15 protein-coding genes and 1 pseudogene are annotated in these 20,795 nt (G+C 63.7%); 6 read left to right on the top strand and 10 right to left on the bottom strand.

What is annotated here, in order from left to right:
* Positions 1-227 precede the first annotated feature (227 nt).
* The 3 genes from IVB50_RS04695 to IVB50_RS04685 all read left to right on the top strand — a co-directional run bounded on the left by IVB50_RS04695 (position 228) and on the right by IVB50_RS04685 (position 2,700).
* Positions 228-1,073 (top strand): CmcJ/NvfI family oxidoreductase, encoded by an 846-nt coding sequence (locus IVB50_RS04695; protein WP_247294798.1) that lies wholly within the window; start codon positions 228-230, stop codon positions 1,071-1,073.
* A gap of 103 nt (positions 1,074-1,176) precedes the next feature.
* On the top strand, positions 1,177-1,488 hold the full coding sequence (locus IVB50_RS04690) for a septal ring lytic transglycosylase RlpA family protein (protein ID WP_026233379.1): 312 nt from the start codon (positions 1,177-1,179) through the stop codon (positions 1,486-1,488).
* Positions 1,489-1,530: 42 nt separating this feature from the next.
* Positions 1,531-2,700, top strand: coding sequence for a Gfo/Idh/MocA family oxidoreductase (locus IVB50_RS04685; protein WP_247294797.1), 1,170 nt, complete (start codon positions 1,531-1,533; stop codon positions 2,698-2,700).
* A 270-nt stretch (positions 2,701-2,970) separates the two neighbouring features.
* Here the strand turns inward: IVB50_RS04685 and IVB50_RS04680 are convergent, their stop codons facing one another.
* The 10 genes and pseudogenes from IVB50_RS04680 to IVB50_RS04635 form a co-directional block, all read right to left on the bottom strand.
* The gene (locus IVB50_RS04680; RefSeq protein WP_018457488.1) at positions 2,971-4,281 is read right to left on the bottom strand and encodes an ABC transporter substrate-binding protein; all 1,311 of its coding nucleotides are present in this window, start codon (positions 4,279-4,281) and stop codon (positions 2,971-2,973) included.
* 153 nt (positions 4,282-4,434) lie between these two features.
* Positions 4,435-6,938: pseudogene (gene uvrA / locus IVB50_RS04675) on the bottom strand (excinuclease ABC subunit UvrA).
* A gap of 175 nt (positions 6,939-7,113) precedes the next feature.
* On the bottom strand, positions 7,114-8,355 hold the full coding sequence (locus IVB50_RS04670; RefSeq protein WP_026233382.1) for an ABC transporter substrate-binding protein: 1,242 nt from the start codon (positions 8,353-8,355) through the stop codon (positions 7,114-7,116).
* Positions 8,356-8,396: 41 nt separating this feature from the next.
* Positions 8,397-9,878 carry an ATP-binding cassette domain-containing protein gene (locus tag IVB50_RS04665; protein ID WP_026233383.1) on the bottom strand — a complete coding sequence of 494 codons (1,482 nt, stop codon included), beginning with the start codon at positions 9,876-9,878 and terminating at the stop codon, positions 8,397-8,399.
* Positions 9,878-10,804, bottom strand: a complete 927-nt coding sequence (locus IVB50_RS04660; protein WP_018457492.1) for a branched-chain amino acid ABC transporter permease — start codon at positions 10,802-10,804, stop codon at positions 9,878-9,880. Before IVB50_RS04660 ends, IVB50_RS04665 begins: the two co-directional genes overlap by 1 nt.
* 1 nt (position 10,805) lies before the next feature.
* The gene (locus IVB50_RS04655) at positions 10,806-11,681 is read right to left on the bottom strand and encodes a branched-chain amino acid ABC transporter permease (RefSeq protein ID WP_018457493.1); all 876 of its coding nucleotides are present in this window, start codon (positions 11,679-11,681) and stop codon (positions 10,806-10,808) included.
* 104 nt (positions 11,682-11,785) lie between these two features.
* Positions 11,786-13,027: an ABC transporter substrate-binding protein gene (locus IVB50_RS04650; protein ID WP_026233384.1), complete on the bottom strand. Its 1,242-nt coding sequence runs from the start codon at positions 13,025-13,027 to the stop codon at positions 11,786-11,788.
* A 250-nt stretch (positions 13,028-13,277) separates the two neighbouring features.
* Positions 13,278-14,381: an FAD-dependent oxidoreductase gene (locus IVB50_RS04645; protein ID WP_018457495.1), complete on the bottom strand. Its 1,104-nt coding sequence runs from the start codon at positions 14,379-14,381 to the stop codon at positions 13,278-13,280.
* A 10-nt stretch (positions 14,382-14,391) separates the two neighbouring features.
* The gene (locus IVB50_RS04640) at positions 14,392-15,576 is read right to left on the bottom strand and encodes a hypothetical protein (protein WP_247294795.1); all 1,185 of its coding nucleotides are present in this window, start codon (positions 15,574-15,576) and stop codon (positions 14,392-14,394) included.
* 198 nt (positions 15,577-15,774) lie between these two features.
* Positions 15,775-16,995, bottom strand: coding sequence for an SMP-30/gluconolactonase/LRE family protein (locus IVB50_RS04635; RefSeq protein ID WP_018457497.1), 1,221 nt, complete (start codon positions 16,993-16,995; stop codon positions 15,775-15,777).
* A 276-nt stretch (positions 16,996-17,271) separates the two neighbouring features.
* Between IVB50_RS04635 and IVB50_RS04630 the strand changes: the two genes are divergently transcribed.
* The 3 genes from IVB50_RS04630 to IVB50_RS04620 all read left to right on the top strand — a co-directional run bounded on the left by IVB50_RS04630 (position 17,272) and on the right by IVB50_RS04620 (position 20,702).
* Positions 17,272-17,535, top strand: coding sequence for a hypothetical protein (locus IVB50_RS04630; protein ID WP_018457498.1), 264 nt, complete (start codon positions 17,272-17,274; stop codon positions 17,533-17,535).
* Between the two features lie 429 nt (positions 17,536-17,964).
* Positions 17,965-19,527: a 2-isopropylmalate synthase gene (locus IVB50_RS04625; protein ID WP_018457500.1), complete on the top strand. Its 1,563-nt coding sequence runs from the start codon at positions 17,965-17,967 to the stop codon at positions 19,525-19,527.
* A 170-nt stretch (positions 19,528-19,697) separates the two neighbouring features.
* Positions 19,698-20,702: a TRAP transporter substrate-binding protein gene (locus tag IVB50_RS04620; protein WP_018457501.1), complete on the top strand. Its 1,005-nt coding sequence runs from the start codon at positions 19,698-19,700 to the stop codon at positions 20,700-20,702.
* The last annotated feature ends 93 nt before the right edge of the window (positions 20,703-20,795 follow it).

Below are 20,795 nucleotides of genomic sequence, written 5' to 3'. Positions count from 1 at the left end.
GCAGCGTACCACTGCGTGATGCGCTGCGTCCGGGGCACGAGATCTCAAAAGGCTCTCAAGCATCCGTGAAGCGGGCAGGGCGCATTCCAACCCGGCCGGATTTCGCGATGCGTTTGTTCTGCGTTTCATGCCAGCGACAGCACTCGCATTGCTATTTGCACCAACTCCCTTGCAGTACGCCCGGTGTCTTCAAAAATCATCCAGACGACCACATCGGGAGACCGGCCATGGGCCTGCAAGAAACAAAAATCGAATCGCTTCCCTTCGTCACCGCTGAACTCAATTACCTCGCGCCGGTTTCGGGCAAGCCGCGCACTTACGCCTTCGATCCACCGCCTGGCGAGCCCAAAAGCACGTCATTGCCGGAGCCGCATCAGGTACCGATCTTCGATGCCCGGCTGATCGCACAAAACATCTCGCTCGACCGCGAAGGCTTTGCGCTGGTGCGGCATCCACATCAGGTGAAGGACTTCTCTAATGAGGAGGAAATCAAGGCGGTCTACTATCCCGCCGTCGAGGCCTTCCTGCGCGCAACGCTGAAAGCCGACCGCGTCGTCATCTTCGACCATACCGTGCGCAGGCGCGTTGAGGGTGCCGCGGACATCCGCGACGGTGGCCCGCGTCAGCCGGCAACGCGCGTCCACGTGGATCAGACCGCCGTCTCAGGCGCCAACCGCGTGCGCGAGCATCTGCCCGACGAGGCCGAAGAGTTGCTGAAGGGCCGCGTCCAGGTGATCAATCTGTGGCGGCCGATCCGCGGTCCTTTGCGAGATTCGCCGCTGGCGATGGCCGACGGCACGACGGTTGCGCCCGACGATCTCGTCGCCTCGGATCTGATCTATCCCAACCGTCGCGGCGAAATCTATTCGGTGAAATACAATCCGAACCATCGCTGGTTCTATTTCCCCGAGATGACGGCGGACGAAGCACTGCTGCTCAAGTGCTACGATTCCGCAACCGATGGCCGCACCCGCTTCGGGCCGCACGCCGCGTTCGTCGATCCGACCACGCCGGCCGATGCCGCGCCGCGCGAGAGCATCGAGGTTCGGACGCTCGTATTCCACAAACAGTAACAGAACTGTGATGGCACTGCCGGGCGCGGCCCGGCAGTGGCTCAGGAACCCACGGGAACCGACAAACGTTTGCGCCCGGGGCAGGCCAACCCGGAGGGGTGCCGTGCGAGCGCAGACCACGTTATTTTCTTGCCTTGCTACGTTTTCGCTTTCTGCAGTTTCCTTTGCCCAGGCCGAAAGCGGGCTTGCCTCCTATTACAGCTACGGAAAAGCCGGGAAAGGTGAGCTGACCTGCGCGCACCGGACGCGTCCGTTCGGAAGCGTGCTGAGGGTGTCCTACGGCAGCCGCTCGATTCAGTGCCGCGTCAACGATCGCGGCCCCTTCATCCGCGGCCGCATCGTCGATCTCTCGGTGCCGGCTGCCAAGGCGCTGGGCATGATGAGCGCCGGCGTGGTGCGGGTCTCGGTGGAATAGACCTGCCAGCACGCTATAGTGCCGCCCAAAGCGGGGGGCGCTATGGCCAGGATCAGGGTGGGACTCGTCGGCTGCGGCTTCGTGTCGGAGCTGCATATGTATGCGTTCCGGCGCGTCTACGGGGTGGATGTCGAGGTCGCGGCGGTCGCTGCGCGCGGCGACCATGTCGTCGAATTCGCCGGCCGCCACCAGATCCAACGGGTCTATCGCAGCTTCGCCGAGCTGATCGCAGACCGCGAGCTCGATGTCATCGACATCTGCACGCCGCCCAATCTTCATGCGGGGATGATCGTCGCCGCCATGCAGGCCGGCAAGCATGTGATCTGCGAAAAGCCGTTCGCCGGCTATTTCGGCCGCGACGGCGACCGGCAGCCGATCGGCAGGCATGTGCCGAAGGCGCTGATGTATGAGCGCGTGCTGGAAGAGATGGACGCCACGCGTGCCGCGATCGAGCGCACCGGAAAGCTCTTCATGTATGCCGAGGACTGGATCTACGCGCCGGCCGTGACCAAGACCGCGGAGATTCTGAGAGCGACCAAGGACAAAATCCTGTTCATGAAGGGCGAGGAGAGCCATTCCGGATCGCATGCGGCCCATGCCGCGCAATGGGCGATGACCGGGGGCGGCTCGCTGATCCGGATGGGCTGCCATCCGCTCTCGGCGGTGCTGTATCTCAAGCAGGTCGAGGCCAAGGCGCGCGGTGAAACCATCCGCGTCGCCAGCGTCAGCGGCGATGTCGGCAATGTCACGGCCATCCTCAAGCCGGAGGAGCGCACCTACATCAAGGCCAATCCTGTCGACGTCGAGGATTGGGGCACGCTGACCGCGACGTTTTCGGACGGCACCAAGGCCACCGTGTTCTCCGGCGACATGATCATGGGCGGCGTGCGCAATCTGATCGAGACCTACACGTCAGGCGGCTCGCTGTTCGCCAACATCACGCCGAATGATCATCTGATGAGCTACCAGACCTCCGAGGAGAAACTCGCCTCCGTCTACATCACCGAGAAGGTCGACCGCAAAACCGGCTGGCAATATGTCTGCCTCGAAGAGGAGTGGACGCGCGGCTATCTCCAGGAGATCCAGGACTTCATGGAATGCGCCGCGACGGGACGGCAGCCGCTGTCGGACCTCGCGCTGGCGTACGAGACAATCAAGGTGAACTACGCGGGATACTGGGCGGCGGAGGAGGGACGAAGGGTGATGATGTAGGGCGTGATGAACTCACTGAGCTAGCCGCAGGCACGGTGCCAATCCTTCTCCCCTTGCGGGAGAAGGTGGCATAGGCGGCCTTCGGCCGCCGTTCTCAAGAACGCCGAAGCGTAGCTTCGGCTATAGCGCCGGATGAGGGGTTCTCTCCGCGGTTTAAAATGAGAGAGGTTTGCTCGCGGAGGCAACCCTCACCCGTCTCGCCGCTTCGCGGCGAGCCACCCTCTCCCGCAAGCAAGGGGAAAGGGTGCACCGTCGGCGCGGCGCGTAGCCTCACGTCCCGTAGGTCGAGCCCTTCGGCAGCGGAAACACCGGGTCCCGCGTCCGGATGTTCGTCGGCCACACCACCGAGATGTGTTCGCCGGCATTCTGCATCACCACCGGGGTCGAGCGCTCGTTCTGGCCGGACATCGGCGTGCCCGGCGGGAAGAATTTCACGCCATAGCCCTGGATGGTGCCGCCGGCTGGAATGTCGACGTCGAGCGCGGCCTTGCGAATGGCCTCGGGCTCGAAGCTGCCGTACTTCTCCTTGGCGACCGGCAGCACGTTGTTGAGCAAGATCCAGGTCTGGTTGAAACCCATCGAGCAATGCGGCGGCACGTCGGTGGCGCTGGTCTTGGCCTGGTAGCGCGAGACCATGGTCTTGGTCAGGTCGCCGATTCCAGGCGCGAGCTTGGAGGCATCGAGCAGTTGCGCCGGCACCGGATCGATGTTGCAGAAATTGTCGATGTCGGGGCCGAAGGTCGCGCGCAGCTTGTCGAGCTGGCTGTAGCCGGCGCCCGCGCCGAACAGCATCTTGAAGCGCAATCCGCTCTCGCGGGCCTGGCGCAGGAACAGGGTGATGTCGGGGTTGTAGCCGGCGTGCGAGATCACATCGACCTTGGCGCGCTTGAGCTTGGTCACGAGCACCGAGAGATCGGGCGCGGAAGCCGAATAGCCTTCGCGCATCACCACCTGGATGCCCGCCTGCTTGGCATAGGCCTCGTCGGCCGCCGCGACGCCGACGCCGTAAGGGCCGTCCTCGTGGATCAGCGCGACCTTGACGTCCTTCGGGTCCATGCCGAGCTTGCCTTGCGCGTGCTCGGCGACGAAGCCCGCGAAGGCCTGGCCGTACTGATCGGAATGGATCTGCGCGCGAAACACATATTGCAGGTTCTTGTCCTTGAACACGGCGGTCGAGACCGCGGTGGTGATCCAGAGGATCTTCTTCTGCTGCTCGACCTTCGCCGCCATCGGCACCGCATGCGCGCTGGAATAGACGCCGTTGATGATGTCGATCTTTTCCTGGCTGATCAGCCGCTCGGCCTCGTTGATGGCGACGTCGGCCTTGCTCTGAGAGTCCGCCGCGACCGGCACGATCTTGGTCTTGCCGCCGATGCCGCCCTTTTCGTTGACGAGGTCGATGGCGATCTGCGCGCCGACCGAGGAGGCGACCGAGCCGCCGGCGGCAAACGGACCGGTGAGGTCGTAGATCAAGCCGATGCGCAAATTCTCGGCTTGCGCCTGGGCCCGTGTCCAATCGAGGCTGAGTGCGGCGGCGGCAGCCGCCGAGCTCTTCAGCAGCTGCCTGCGTGAAGTGGGCATCCTATCCTCCCTCAAAGATCGTCTTATGATTTGGTCTTGTTATTCTTTTTCGAAGTATGGGGAGCGGGGCGGCGGAAAGTCAACATGGCGAAAGTCGAGGTCCGGTCTCCGCGACGCAGAACGCAATTGCGAAATGGGTGATGAGCGCGCCCGTTACTGTTTCAAGCGACGGGCAAGATAGCCAGCGGTCTTCCCGCCGGCCGCGGCGACCTCTCGCGGCGTCCCCGACGGCCGCCTTCCTCGCCGGCGCCGGGACCGAGGTCGATGATCCAGTCGCTATGAGAGACGACATCCATGTCGTGCTCGACCACGACCACGCTGTTGCCGGCGTCCACGATGCGCTCGAGTTGGGCGATCAGCCGCTCGACATCCCTGGGATGAAGACCGGTGGTCGGCTCGTCCAGGACATAGAGCGTGTGACCGCGTTGCGGCCGCATGAGCTCGGTCGCAAGCTTGATGCGCTGGGCTTCCCCGCCCGACAATTCGGTGGCGGACTGACCGAGACGAATATAGCCGAGCCCGACCTCGCGGACGACCGATAGGGACCGGTTGAGGGTTGGATCTTCGTGGAAGAATTCGAAGGCTTCGTCGACGCGCATCGCCAGCACATCCGCGATGGATTTTCCGCGGATCTTCACCTCCAGCGTCTTGTCATTGTAGCGCGCGCCCTTGCAGGTCGGGCAGGGCGCATAGACGCTGGGAAGAAACAGAAGCTCGACGCAGACAAATCCTTCGCCTTCGCAGGTGCTGCATCGGCCCTTCGCGACATTGAAGGAAAAGCGCCCGGCATCGTAGCGGCGGGACTTTGCCTGCGGCGTCACGGCGAACAGCTTCCGGACGTGGTCGAACAGGCCGGTATAGGTTGCAAGGTTGGATCGCGGCGTGCGGCCGATCGGCCTCTGATCCACCACGACGAGACGATCGACCTGGTCGAGGCCGGCGACGATCTCGCCGCCCAATGTCTCGACCGTGGGTGCCAGGCTATCGTCGTCCGCGTCCGCAGCCCGTGCATGGCCGAGATGCTCCGCCATGGCATCGACGAGGAATTGGCTGATCAGGCTCGATTTGCCGGAGCCCGACACGCCGGTCACGCTGGCGAGAACGCCGAGCGGGATATCGACGTCGAGGCCGCGGAGATTATTCCGGGTCACACCCCGGACTTTCAGATGCGCCTTCGGCTGGCGGCGGACCATCGGCAGCGGCTTTCGTGGATGCGCGAGATAATGGGCGGTTCGCGATTGCGCGACCTGCCCGAGTCCTGAGGGCGGTCCGCTATAGAGGATGTTCCCGCCGCCTTCGCCGGCATCAGGCCCGACATCCACCAGCCAGTCGGCATGCTTGATCACCTCGATCTCGTGCTCGACCACGAAGATCGAATTGCCCGCGTGTTTCAGCCGGTCCAGCGCCCGCAGCAGCGCCTCGGTGTCGGCGGGATGCAGACCTGCCGACGGTTCGTCGAGCACATAGACGACGCCGAACAGGTTGGAGCGAACCTGGGTCGCAAGCCGCAGCCGCTGCAACTCGCCGGGCGACAGCGTTGGCGTGCTGCGCTCGCAGGCGAGATAGCCGAGGCCGAGGTCGAGCAGGACGGCCAGCCGCGCCGACAGATCCTCGCAGATGCGCCTGGCGACGATGGTTTTCTCCGATGCTCCGACGGTCGAAGTCTCCGCGAAAGGGTTCATCACCTCCTGCAGCTTCTCGAGCGGCAGATGAGACATCTCGGCGATATCAAGTCCGGCGAATTTGACCTTGAGTGCCTCGGGCTTCAATCGCGTGCCATGGCAGGTCGGGCAGTCCTGGGTGATCATGAATTGCGCGACGCGGCGCTTCATCATCGCACTCTCGGACTTGGCAAAGGTCTGCATCACGTAGCGCTTGGCGCCGGTGAACGTGCCCTGATAGCTCGGCTCCTCCTTGCGGCGCAGGGCCCGTTTGACCTCGGCCAAGTCGTAACCGGCATAGACCGGAACGGTCGGCTGCTCCTCCGTGAACAGGATCCAGTCGCGGTCCTTCCTGGGCAGCTCACGCCAGGGCTTGTCCACGTCGTAGCCCAGCGTGGTCAGGATGTCCCGGAGGTTCTGCCCCTGCCAGGCACTCGGCCACGCCGCGACGGCGCGCTCGCGAATGGTGAGGGTGTCGTCGGGCACCATGGACTTCTCGGTGACGTCGAGCATCCTGCCGATACCGTGACAGGTCGGGCAGGCTCCTTCCGGCGTGTTCGGCGAGAACGATTCCGCATAGAGCATCCTTTGTCCGCGCGGGTATTCGCCGGCACGGGAATAGAGCATCCTGAGCAGGTTCGAGATGGTCGTCACGCTGCCCACGGACGACCTCGTCGTCGGCGCGCCGCGCTGCTGCTGGAGCGCTACGGCGGGCGGCAGGCCTTCGATGTCGTCCACCTCAGGGATCTGCATCTGGTGGAAGAGGCGCCGCGCGTAAGGCGACACCGATTCCAGATATCGCCGTTGCGCCTCGGCGTAGACCGTTCCGAAGGCGAGCGAGGATTTTCCGGAGCCCGACACGCCGGTGAACACGACGAGGGCGTTGCGCGGAATACTGACGTCGACGTTCCTGAGATTGTGCTCACGCGCGCCCCGCACGCGAACGAAGCCGTCATCCTGCATCAGGTCATCGGGGTGTCTTGATCGGTCGTCCATCTCGCTGCTCCGGCCCACGCATGGGAGATAACGGCAGGATCGCAGGATGGGTCCACAGATGCCAGCGCATCGGTTGCGTTCTGCACAAAGCGAAGGCCCGCCGCGATTGAAGCGACGGGCCATGCAAGGGCGATGGGGCGCTCGGGACGGGGCCCTGGTGCCCCAGCGTGGCGTGTTACTGCGACAGCTTCACGAAGCTCGGAAACTTCAGCTTGCCCTCCGCGATCTTCTCGGGCCAGACCACGACCTGCTTGGAGTCCTGCCACTGGAAGACCAGACCGGATACGGTCGTGGGACCGGACTTGATGCCGTGGGTGAACTCGTCGTCCTTGCCGTAGAACTGGATGCGGCCGATCGTGCCCTCGTAGTCGGTCTTTTCGAGCTCAGCGACCATCTTGTCCGGATCGGTCGAGCCGGCGCGCTTGATCGCCTCCGTGATGAAGTAGACTTCGTCATAGGCGGTGTAGCCGGTGTAGGCCGGCGGCGAGCCGAACTTGGCCTTGAAGGCGGCCGCGAACGGCTTCGTCTTGGAGGTCACGGCGACGTCGGGCGTTGCGACCGCCAGCGACGGCACGCCGTCGGCGGCGCCATTGGTGTCCTTCCAGAAGGTCGGGCTCAGCGCCTGCGCGCTGATGCCGAACATCGGGACCGGCACCTGCTGGTTCTTCCACTGCACCGTCGGCTGCACGCCGACATGCGAGATGCCGGTGACGATCACGTCCGGCTTCTTGGCCTCGATATTGTTGAAGATCGGCGTGAAGTCGGTGGTATCGGGCGAGAACCGCACGTGCTCGACGACCTTGAGGCCTGCTTTCGGAAGACAGGCTTCGTAGCCGACGTCGAGCGGCTTGGTCCAGGCGGCGTCCTCGCTCATGATCGCGGCCGTCTTGAACTTGAGCTTCTCGACCAGCAGATCCTTGGCGGCGTCGCAGACGAGCTGCGCTTGTGCGGCCGAGGTCAGATAGCCGTGGAAGGTGTATTTGTTCTTTTCGTAGTCGTTATGGATCGCCTTGGTGATCTCGTTCGAGGCCGCGCCGGGGGTGATCAGCGGCATCTTCAGCCGCGCTGCCCAGGGCTCGAGCGCCAGCACGACCTCGCTGATATAGCTCGCGATCACGGCGGAGACTTTGTCCTCGCTCACCGCGCGCTGGAACGCGCGCACCGAGTCCGCCGAGGAGCTCTTGTTGTCGTAGGTCACGATCTCGATCTTGCGGCCGAGAATGCCACCCTTGGCGTTGATCTCGTCGGCGGCGATCTGCGCGCCGCCGGGCGTCGCGGCACCAGCGATCGACTGCACCTCGGCGATGACGCCGATCTTGATAGGATCGTTCGACTGCGCATAGGCGGGAGCAGCAAGGCACAGCGCCAGCGCGGAGGCGAGGAGGAAGCTGCCGCTCAAACTCTTCGATGGTCGCATGGTCGTTTCCTTTTGCTTGTTTTGTTGTTGGTATGGGCGAACTAGAGAAAATCGGCGCCAGCCTCCGCGGCGAAGCGGCCCGGATCGCCCTCCCAGACGATCCTCGCATGCTCGAGCACATAGACGCGGTCGGCATGCGGAAGCGCGAAGGTCACGTTCTGCTCGCCGAGCAGCACCGTAATCGACGTCGTCTGCCGCAGCCTCGTTAGGGCCTTGGACAGGAGTTCGAGGATGACGGGGGCGAGACCCAGCGTCGGTTCATCCAGGATCAGGATCTGCGGCTGCATCATCAGCGCGCGGCCGATCGCGAGCATCTGCTGCTCGCCGCCGGAGAGCGTTTGCGCCATCTGGCCCTGACGCTCTTTCAGGATCGGGAATAGCTCGAACAGCCAGGCGAGCTGTGCCGCGCGCTTGTCGTCGGCCAGATGTTGCCCGCCGAGATCGAGGTTTTCGCGCACGCTCATCTCGCCGAACAGCTCGCGCGATTCCGGGCACTGCACGAGGCCGCTGCGGGCGATCTTCGCCGGCGTCGTGCCGCGCAGCTTCTCGCCGTTGCGCACGATCTCGCCGCTATAAGGCAGGAAGCCCGAGATGGTGTTGAACAATGTGGTCTTGCCGGCGCCGTTGAGACCGACGATCGAGACGAACTCGCCCTCATGGACGTGGATCGAGACGTTCTCCAGCGCCTGCGCCTTGCCGTAGAACACGCTGACATTCTCGACCTGGAGCAGCGGCACCTTGTCCTTGAAGCTGGTCTCGGGCCGCGCATGGGTCTCGATGGCGCCGCCGAGATAGACCCGCCGCACCGTCTCGTTCTTCATGACGTCCTCGGCCTTGCCGGTGACGATCTCCTCGCCGAGATACATCGCGAGCACGCGGTCGACCAACGCCGCGACGCTCTTGACGTTGTGGTCGACCAGCATCACCGCGCGGCCCTCGTCGCGGAAACTGCGGATCAGGTCGGAAAACATTTCGACCTCGGCCCGCGTCAGCCCGGCAAAGGGCTCGTCCACCAGCACGACCTTGGGATCGCGCGCGATAGCCTTGGCCAGCTCGAGCCGGCGCAGGTCGGCGAAGGGCAGCGTCGGCGGGCGGCGGTTCATCACGTTGCCGAGCCCGACGCGATCGGCGATCCATTTGGCGCGCTCGAGCAGCGCCTTGTCCGGAAACAGCATGAACAGGCTGTCCGGCAGCAGCGCGACCATGATGTTCTCCAGCACAGTCTGCCGGTTCAGCGGTCGCGAATGCTGGAACACCATGCCAAAGCCCTTGCGCGCGATCTTGTGCGCCGGCAAGCCCGCGACGTTCTCGCCCTCGAATACGACTTCGCCTGATGTCGGGCGCTCGATGCCCATGACGCTCTTCATCGCGGTCGATTTGCCCGAGCCGTTCGGGCCGATCAGGCCAAAGATCTCGCCGCTATTGACCTCGAAGCCCAGGTTCTTCACCGCCGTCAATCCGCCGAAGCGCTTGGTCAGGCCGCGGACTTCGAGCACGGCCCGGTTTGAAGATCGCATATCCATCACGAGCGCGCCTCACGCGAGAGGGCCGCTCCGAGGAAGCCGCCGGGGAAAAACAGCACGACGAGCAGCGCGACGGCCGAGACGATGAAGGTCGCAAGCTCGCCGGTGGGCCTGAGGAACTCGCCGGCGACGATCAGGAAGATCGCGCCGAGTGCCGCGCCAAGCACGGTGCGCCGGCCGCCGAGCACGGCTGAGACGATCACGTTGACGCCGACCGCGACGTCGACGACGGTGCCGACCGAGGCGGTGCCGAAGTAGAACACCAGCAGCGCGCCTGATAACCCCGAGAAGAACGCACTGACGATGAAGGCGGCGAGCTTGTGCTTGACGATGTTGAAGCCGAGCGCGCCGGCCTGGACCGGGTCCTGGCCGCTGGCTTGCAGCACCAGGCCAACAGGCGATTGCGACAGGCCATAGAGAATGGCCGCCGAGATCGTCATGAAGCCGAGCGCGATCCAGTAATTGACGCCGGCGTTGATGGAGATGACGTCGGGAATGGTCAGCCCGATCTCGCCACCGGTGAGGTCGGCAAACACCACGATGAAATTCTGCAGCATCAGCACCGCGACCAGCGTGGTCAGGCCGAAATACGGTCCGCGCACCCGAAGCGCCGGCAACGCCAGCACGAGGCCGGCGATGACGGAGGCGAGCGCGCCGAGCACGATGCAAGCGTAAACCGACCAGCCGAACTGGGCATTCAGGATGCCGGCGGTGTAGGCGCCGACGCCGATCAGGAAGGTCGGCCCGAAATTGACCTCGCCGGCGAAGCCGAACAGCAGGTCCCACGCCATTGCGAACACGCCGAAATAGAAGGCGACGGTGAGAAGCCCGAGCACGTAGCCGGAGACGTAGAGCGGCAGCGTCGCCGCGATGACGACGAGCGCGAATGAGATGAAGAACAGGCGTGTCGTAAAGAAGCTGGCCATCTCAGCGCCTCCCCAGAAGGCCCTGGGGCCGGATGTACATCACGAACACGAGCAGCAGCAGCGCCGGAATGGTGCGGTAGGCCGGCGAGACCAGATAGGCCGTGAGCGTTTCGAGATAGCCGACCACGAAGGCTGCGATCAGCGAGCCGGAGACGCTGCCGAGGCCGCCGAGCACGACTATCGAGAACGCGCTCGCGGTCAGCGGTCCGACGCTGTAGGAGCTGACGCCGAGAAACATTCCGAGCAGCACGCCGGCGATGCCGGCGAGGATGCCGTAGATCGCCCACACCACGACGTAGATGTTGGTGAGCTCGAGGCCGAGCAGGGTGACGCCGCGTGGGTTCATCGAGGCCGCCAGCACCGCCTTACCGGTGCGGGTGCGGTTCACCAGGAGCCACAACAGAGCGATGACGAAGCAGCACACGATCGCGGTAAAGATCTCGTTCCTGGGCGTGCGGACGCCGAGAATCTCGACCACGCCCTCGACGATCGGCAGCACGGTCTTGGCGTTGTTGGTGAACAAATAAGCGATCACCTCCTGGATCATGATCCCCCATAGCAGCGTGCCGGTGAGGACGAAGATCTCCTTCTCTTCATTCGGGATGCGCCGGGAATCCTGGATCGGCTTCACCACCGCGAAATAGGTCGCAAAGGATGTAAGGAGGGCGACACCGACGCCGATCAGTGCGCCGGCATAGGTGCCGACATTCAGGATGCTGGCGGCAGCCCAGGCCGCCACCGCTGCCGCCACCATGATGGCCCCGTGGGAGAGGTTGAGGACGCCGGAGACGCCGAAGATCAGCGTGAAGCCGGTGGCACCGAGAGCATAGAGAGCGCTGATGGCAAAGCCATCGATCAGAATCTGGAAAGCACGCATCTAGGGTTGGCAATCCGATTTATGAGAGACGATGTTGCTGGAGCAACGTGCTGCGGGGGCCGCATGTGGAAGCTCCCGGGAGCTGGTCCCGGGAGCGTGTCCTGCTAGTTCGAGAGCTTGATGAAGCTCGGGAACTTGACGTCGACCTTGGCGACTTCCTTGGGCCAGACCGCGCTCTGCTTGCCGTCCTGCCATTGCAGCATCAGCCCGGTGATCAGGCCCTTGCCGTATTTGATCGAGTGCGTGAACGGATCGTCCTTGCCGTAGAACTGGACACGGCCGATCGTGCCTTCCCAGTCGGTCGTCTCCAGAGCGGCGACCAGCTTGTCGGCGTCGGTCGAGCCCGCGCGCTTCACCGCATCGGCGATGTAGTAGACCTCGTCATAGGCGGTGTAGCCGGCATAGGAGGGATAGTTGCCGAACTTCTTCTTGAAGGCTTCGGCGAACGGCACTGATTTCGGCGTCACCGCGACGCCTGGGCCGGAGACGCCCTGGTAGAGTACGCCCTCGGCCGCCTGATTGGTGTCCTTGCCGAAGGTCTCGTTGGTGGCCTGCGAGGAGATGCCGAACATCGGGATCGGCACCTGCTGGTTCTTCCACTGCACCGTCGGCTGCACGCCGACATGGGAGATCCCGGTGATGATCACGTCGGGCTTGGAGCCTTCGATCTTGTTGAAGATCGGCGTGAAGTCGGTGGTATCGGGCGAGAAGCGGATGTGGTCGAGCACCTTCAGCCCGATCTTGGGCAGGCATTCCTCGTAGCCGATGTCGAGCGGCTTGGTCCAGGCGGCGTCCTCGCTCATGATGACCGCGGTCTTCATGTGCATCTTGTCGACGAGCAGGTCCTTGGCGCCGTCGCAGACGGAAAGCGCCAGCGCGGCGGAGGTCAGATAGCCGTGGAAGGTGTACTTGTTCTTCTCGTAGTCGGCATGGACGCTCTTGCTGATCTCGTTGGAGGCGGCACCGGGCGTGACGAACGGCGTCTTCAGCCGCGAGGCCCAGGGCTCCAGTGCCAGCACGACTTCGCTGATGTAGCTGGCGATGACCGCATTGACCTTGTCCTCGTTCACCGCGCGCTGGAAGGCGCGCACTGAATCTGCCGAGGAGGAATGATTGTCGTAAGAGACGATCTCGATCTTGCGGCCGTCGACGCCGCCATTGGCGTTTATCTCGTCGGCGGCGAGCTGTGCCGCCTGGGGGATGGAGGCGCCGGCAATCGCCTGCGCTTCCGCGATCACGCCGATCCTGATCGGGTCGGCCGCAAGCGCCGCGCCTGACGTCATCAACACAGCGGCCGCGGCGGTACCGAGTGCTATTCGCAACGCAACAGAGAGCGGTTTCTTCATCTTGTTCTCTCCCTTAACAGGCCTCTTATGAGCCATTATGCCGCGACTATACCGGCGGAGACATTCTCGGCAAGTGAAACCGCGTTCAGGATTGTGAGGCACGAACTAAAGTCTAGCGCTGGGCAATAGCGGGCAGGAAAGCTGTCGGACCCGTTTCACGCGGAGGCATGCAGATTTCGTCGGTAGGCATGCGCAGCTATCGCGGGCGCACAGCAACCGGAACGCTGAATTGCGATGCCGTCGCGTCGGCTCAGCGCGCTTGCAGCAGCGATGGATCGAGCGGCGCGAGCCGGGCCGGATCGAATGGCGAGATGTCGACGTTGCGCGTCGCACCCTCCGCGATCAGTTGCGCCATGACCTCGCCCGTGGCGGGCGCATTCAGGATGCCCCATACATTGTGCCCCGTCGCAACATACAGACCTTCACTTCGCGGCACCTTGCCGATCAGCGGCAGGCCGTCCTGTGTCACCGGCCGGAAGCAGGCTTGTTGCGCAATGATCCTCTCGGAGCGGAACAGCGGCGACAGCCGCTCGGACATGGTTTGCAGGCGCGCGATCGCGTCCTTGTCCGGCGTCACGGCCGCCGGATCGAGCGGAAGCGGCGCGATGTCGGAGAGAGCGGTGATATGCGTGCTGCCGTCGGCGCGAGGAAAGACCTCGATCGACACGGCACTGCCATTCTCTTCATACTCCAGGAACAGCGCATCGGCCGGCGCATCCGTGCCGGTGTCGTACACGATGCTCGGGCTGCGCTGGCCGTAGACGGCGGGCAGGCTCATCCATTGCGCCGCGAGCAGCGACCATGGTCCCATCGCGATCACGACGGCGTCCGCCTCGACGATGCCGCCGTCGACCTCGACGCCCGTCGCGGTGGTGCCGTTCGCATCGCGCATGATGCCGGTCACCTGGCCGGGACGAAACTCGGCGCCTTCCGCGAGCGCCGCGTTCATCACGGCTGCGGTGAATTTTTTGGGGTGAACGATCGCGGCGGTCTCCATCGTGCCGATGCGCTGGGCGATGATGACGCCGTTGCTGAGCCAGCCGAGCGCGGACGGTGCATCCCGGCGCGGGTGGCCATCGGCGGCAACGAAGCCGCTATAAGCGGTCATCGGGCGATAGCCCCAATCGCCTGCGATCTGTTCCGGCAGCTGCGCATGGATCGCAAAGCTCCGTCGCGCCAGCGCATCGAGCGGCGAGCCCTCGCACCAGTCGCGCGCGAGGAAGCCGCCCGCCTTGCCTGACGCCGCGGCCGCGACGCCCGCCCGCTCCACGACGACGATTTCGATGCCACGGCGGCGGAGAAACCAGGCGATGCAGGCGCCGATCACGCCGCCGCCGCAGATCACAACGCGCATGAATGCTCCCTTACACAATGAAATCCTTCGCATGGAGATCCGCGGTATGGATTCCCGCCAGCGTAATCGTATCGGTCGCCGTCAGGTGGATCACCGCGTTTCCTGTGCTGTCATCGCTGATCAGGCTTTTCAGCGCCGCCCAGTCTGCGAAGCCGTAATCGTGCAAATTGATCAAATCATGCTCTCGCGCCGTGCTGCCGACAGCCTTGTTGCCCTGGTCGAAATCGTTGATCACGTCCAGGCCCGAATTTTTGTCGAAGACGAATCTGTCGTCGTTCGGTCCGCCCCAGAGCTGGTCATTTCCGCCACCGCCATTCAACATGTCCTTGCCGCCGGTGATCGAGCCGGCTGTGAACGGAGCGTAGGTCTGTGCGTCGCCATACAGGAAATCGTCGCGGCTGCTGCCGAGGAGGATATCATCTCCGCCATGCGCATTGCCTGACATGTTCGAGGCGTCTCCGACGAGCACGATGGACGTGGAGTCCGGGTTGCCGTCGACGGTCGCGATCAGGATATCGTTGCCGCCACGGGTATCGTCGCTCATGTAGCCGGCGTCTCCGACCAGAGACGCGCCGCCGGATCGGGCTGGGGCACCGACGGTGTAGATGAGCATGTCGTTGCCGCCGTGCGCATCGCCGCTCATGGAGACGAGGGCATCGCCGGAGATTGAAGCGCCGCCGTAACTGCCGCCCTGGGTCACGCTGAGGATATCATTGCCGCCACGCGCGTGATCGCTCATGGAACTGCCGGAATCTCCGCCGAACGTGCCGGACGATCTGTTTCCCATCGATGCAATGACGACGTCATTGCCGCCCCCCGTGTCGGCTGACATGGCGGTTTCGGCATCGCCAAAAATGCCGAGAGACGCGTAGATCGATGTCGATGCATCGACATGAAGTACATCGTTGCCGCCATGGGCGTCGCCGGACATCGCCTGCGCATCGCCGTCCAGGAACACGTAGTCCCCGAAGCCTGTGACGGTCGCGGCGAGATGGTCGCCTCCTCCGTGAGAATGTCCTTGGAGGGTCTGGTCGTCGCCAACGAATATCAGGACCGCGTTGCCACCGTCGACGGTCGCGATCATCTTGTCGCTGCCGCCGCGGCCTCCGTTCGGAAGGCCCGGGTCTCCGAACTCCGTCACGAATTGCTGGTTCCCCACGCTGACGATGATGGTGTCGTTCGGCATACGGCGCATCGCGCAACTCCCGGTTCAAGTCGGGCGCGAGAACGAAGAGCATCATGCCTTTGCACCGCGCTGCGGCCTTGCCGCGCGATTCAATCTTCGTTGGATTAATGGCGGAGATTTGCCCGCGGCGTAATTTGATTGCGATCAGGGAACCGCGGGCGCCGGCGATCCACGCCGACGCCCGTGCTTGCGATCTTGCGCGCGGGCTCAGCCCGGTCCGGCGCCTTGCGTGGCCGTGTACACCGCATAGAGCGATTGGCTCGCCGCCATGAACAGGCGATTGCGCTTGGGGCCGCCGAAGCAGACGTTGCCGCACACTTCGGGCAACCGGATGCGGCCGAGCAGCTTGCCCTCCGGCGACCACGTCGTCACGCCGCTGTAGCCGACGGCGCGGCCGGCATTGCTGGAGGCCCAGACATTGCCGTTGACGTCGCAGCGCACGCCGTCCGGTCCGCACTTCACACCGTCAATCACGCACTCGCTGAACCGCTTGTGGTTGGTGAGCTTGTTGTCGGCGCCGACGTCGAACACGAATATTTCGCCCTTGCCGCCGGGGCCGGTGTCGCCGGGTCCCTTGCCAGTCGAGACGACGTAGAGCTTCTTGAAGTCCGGCGAGAAGCACAGCCCGTTGGGATCGGGCACCTGCTCCTCGGTGACGACGAGATCGACACGGCCGCTAGGGTCGATGCGATAGCAATTGGTCGGAAGCTCGCGCTTGCCCGGTGCGAAGCCGGCCGGCTGTCCAATCCGAGGATTGAGCTTGCCGCCGGAATTGCTCGGACCGCCCACGGCATCGGGCTCACCTTCGTAGAGCTGGCCGCCATAGGGCGGATCGGTGAACCAGTAGCTGCCGTCAGGATGCGCGACGACGTCGTTCGGCGAGTTCAGCTTCTTGCCGTTGTAATTGTCGCAAAGCACGGTCGCGGTGCCGTCATGTTCATAACGCGTCACCCGCCGGGTCAAATGTTCGCAGGAAAGTTGACGGCCCTGGAAATCGAACGAGTTGCCGTTGGAATTGTTGGACGGCGAGCGGAACACGCTGACGCGACCGTCGTCTTCGCTCCAGCGCATCTGCCTGTTGTTGGGAATGTCGCTCCATAGCAGATAGCGGCCCTGTGCACTCCACGCCGGGCCTTCAGCCCACAGCAAACCCGTATAGAGACGCTTGATCGCAGTGTTGGGCTGCGCGAGATCGTTGAAGGACGGATCGACTGTGACGACATCGGGGTCCCAGAAATAGGTGGTCGGCGCGCCGTTGGGACCGAAATCGCGTGGCGGGGTGGTAATCGTCGTCGGCGGTGCGGCTGGTCCGGTCTGGGCCAGCGCGGAGCCGGCGCCGGCAAAAGTGGCGGCGCCGAGCGCAAACCCCTGAACGAGCGTTCGTCGTGAAAGCGCAGCATCCTGGTCACGCTGCTTTTGGCGTGTCATCGCGTCCTCCCGGTCATGTTCGGCTAGCCGGTTGATCCGGCCGAGCAGGGCAAGGTTAGTCCGGTCCGATGACGGTTGCGAGGGGGAGGTACGCATCCTCAGCGAGATCGGGGCGGCAAAGCGCTGCAACGTCGAACATGGAAACGACAAATTCATCAGGCGTGACGGGGTTTACCGGAGCTGTCTTCGGGACATTGCCAAGCAGGGGAATGTCAAGCCTTGACCTCCTGCGCGATGCTGGCAGAACGTCATTCGGGGCGTAAGTCGGAGTTTACTGTGGTCGCTGTCGTCGTACTGGTTTTGCTGCTCGGGATTGCATTTGCGGCCGGCTATTTCACCCGCGACTACGTCTCCCGAAAAAGACGAGCCGAGGCGCGCCGCTGGCGTGAGTACAGCGAGCCGGATTGGCTCAGTGCCAACGCACCAGCCAACACCAACGATATCGCGATCGCTGGCACGGCTACGCCGGTTGCCACCAGCGAGCTCGGTCAGATGCTGAACCGCTGGGAGAGCAGGGCTCGCGCTCGCCGCTCGGCATAGCTTGACCGCCTTGCCGGCGTTCGGTCGGCCAAACAATTGGCACCGGTCACGCATCCGGCGCTGCGATCATGTCAGCCCTTCTGTCCATCTTTTGGCGTTGCGGTTGCTGCCATTTCTCGTCTAGAAACGACGCATCGAGCCTCCCGGCAACCAACCGTCAACGGTTTTGACCGAGGATTTGAGGGCTCAAAGGGTCCGGTAATGCTGATTCGCGGCCAAATCGATGGGATTTCGGGGGAGGTGGCTCTTGCCGCCGCCGCGATCCCGGCCGCGCTGCTGCCTACCCTCCTGATTGGCGGGCTTCTTCTTACTTGCCCCTGAGGGCCGGCTGGGCGCCATGCGCCTGGGCGCTCAGGGGTTGGTCGAGATCACCGGACACCTCAAGCGCCCAGAAGACTGACGGCGCAAAAAGCTCAAAAGGAAATTCAAATGGCCCCCGTGAACAAGTCCGATAAGGACCGCGTCATCATTTTCGACACCACCCTGCGCGACGGCGAGCAGTGCCCCGGCGCCACCATGACCTTCGAGGAGAAGCTCGAGGTCGCCGAGATGCTGGACGATATGGGCGTCGACGTCATCGAGGCCGGCTTCCCCATTACCTCGGAAGGCGACTTCCAGGCGGTCAGCGAGATCGCCCGCCGCTCCAAGAACGCCGTCATCGCCGGTCTGTCGCGTGCCCATCCGGCCGACATCGACCGCTGCGCAGAAGCGGTGAAATTCGCCAAGCGTGGCCGCGTCCACACCGTGATCGCGACGTCGCCGCTGCATATGCGGGTGAAGCTGAACAAGACCCCGGAGCAGGTGCTCGAGACCTCGGTGGCCATGGTCGCGCGCGCCCGCAACCAGATCGACGACGTCGAATGGTCGGCCGAAGACGGCACCCGCAGCGAGATGGACTATCTGTGCCGCATCGTCGAAGCCGTCATCAAGGCTGGCGCCACCACGGTGAACATTCCTGATACCGTCGGTTACACCACGCCCGACGAATACACCCACTTCATGAAGACGCTGATCGAGCGCGTGCCGAACTCGGACAAGGCGGTGTTCTCCGTGCACTGCCATAACGACCTCGGCATGGCGGTGGCGAACTCGCTGGCAGGCGTCATTGGCGGCGCGCGCCAGGTCGAGTGCACCATCAACGGCATCGGCGAGCGTGCCGGCAACGCCGCGCTGGAAGAGATCGTGATGGCGATCAACGTGCGCAACGACAAATTCCCTTTCTGGAATAAGATCGACACGACGCAGCTGACCCGCGCCTCGAAGGTGGTGTCGGCGGCGACCTCGTTCCCGGTGCAGTACAACAAGGCCATCGTCGGCCGCAACGCGTTCGCGCATGAGAGCGGCATCCATCAGGATGGCGTGCTGAAGGACGCTTCCACTTACGAGATCATGCGGCCCGAGATGGTCGGCCTCAAGCAGTCCTCGCTGGTGCTGGGCAAGCATTCCGGCCGCCACGCCTTCGTGCACAAGCTGGAGGAGATGGGCTACAAGCTCGGTCCGAACCAGCTGGAAGATGCGTTCACGCGGATGAAGGCGCTGGCCGACCGCAAGAAGGACATCTACGACGAGGACATCGAGGCGCTGGTCGACGAGGAGATGGCGGCTTCGCACGACCGCATCAAGCTGACCTCGCTGACCGTGATCGCCGGTACCCATGGCCCGCAGCGCGCGACGATGAAGCTCGATGTCGACGGCCAGATCAAGATCGAGGAGGCCGAAGGCAACGGGCCGGTCGATGCCGTGTTCAACTGCATCAAGCGCCTGGTGCCGCACGAAGCCAAGCTCGAGCTGTACCAGGTCCACGCCGTGACCCAAGGCACCGACGCGCAGGCCGAAGTCTCGGTGCGGCTGTCGCACGAGGGACGCGCGATGACCGCGCGCGCGGCGGATCCGGATACGCTGGTGGCCTCAGCAAAGGCCTATCTCGGCGCGCTCAACAAGATCGTCATGAAACGCCAGCGCGACACCGTAACGACCGCGGCGGCGAGCTGAGGTGGCTACTACCGCCTCTTCCGGAAGCGGGAGAGGCGGTGCTTGCGGCGTTCACCATGAATGGCTGCCCTGCTAACGACCAATAGCAGCTGGTGATGTCGACCTGTATTGATGCTGACGGCATAGGCCACCCGCGCGCCCGGTGGCCCAAATAACAACAGGGAGAGATTATGCGCACCTTCGCGATCGCTGCGTCCATCGCGGTCCTGGCACTTGGCTTGACCGGGCCGGCATCGGCCCAGTCGCCCATCATCATCAAGTTCAGCCACGTGGTGGCCACCGACACGCCGAAGGGCAAGGCGTCGGAGAAATTCAAGGAGCTCGCCGATAAGTACACCGGCGGCAAGGTCAAGGTCGAGATCTACCCGAACTCGACGCTTTACAAGGACAAGGAAGAACTCGAGGCGCTCCAGCTCGGCAGCGTGCAGATGCTGGCGCCGTCCAATTCCAAGTTCGGCCCGCTCGGCATCCGCGAGTTCGAGGTATTCGATCTCCCCTACATCCTGCCTGATCTGAAGACGCTGCGGAAGGTGACGGAAGGTCCGCTCGGTGCCAGGCTGCTCAAGCTGCTCGAACCGAAGGGCATCACCGGCCTCGCCTATTGGGACAACGGCTTCAAGCAGATGAGCGCCAACAAGAAGCTGGTGACGCCGGCCGACTATCAGGGCGTCAAGTTCCGCATCCAGTCCTCGCGCGTGCTCCAGGCCCAGTTCAAGGCGCTCGGCTCGCTGCCGCAGGTGATGGCGTTCGGCGAAGTCTACCAGGCGCTGCAGACCGGCGTCGTCGACGGGCAGGAGAACACCTGGTCGAACATCTATACCCAGAAGATGCACGAGGTGCAGAAGTACATCACCGAGAGCAACCACGGCTACATCGGCTACGTCGTGATCGTGAACAAGAAGTTCTGGGACGATTTGCCGGCCGACATCCGCGACCAGCTGACGAAGGCGATGAAGGAAGCGACCGACTTCAACAATACGCAGTCGCAGAAGGAGAACGAGGACGCGCTCGCCGAGATCAGGAAGAGCGGCAAGAGCGAGATCATCAAGCTCACGCCGGAGCAGGACGAGGCGATGCGCAAGGCCATGGAGCCGGTCTACAAGGACGCCGCAGGCCGCGTCGGCCAGCCGCTGATCGACGAGTTCCAGAAGGAAGCGAAGAGCACGACGAACTGATTTGAACGGAGGTTGAAAGGGGCTTCCGTGCCTGGCGCGGAAGCCCCTTTTGTTGCGAATGATTCCGATTGCGACTGAACTAAAATTCAGGAG

This window comes from Bradyrhizobium sp. 87, from assembly GCF_023073015.1.
GTDB classification, from domain to species: domain Bacteria; phylum Pseudomonadota; class Alphaproteobacteria; order Rhizobiales; family Xanthobacteraceae; genus Bradyrhizobium; species Bradyrhizobium canariense_D.
Note: the sequence above shows the minus strand (reverse complement) of the source record. Positions and strands in the feature narration are given on the sequence as shown.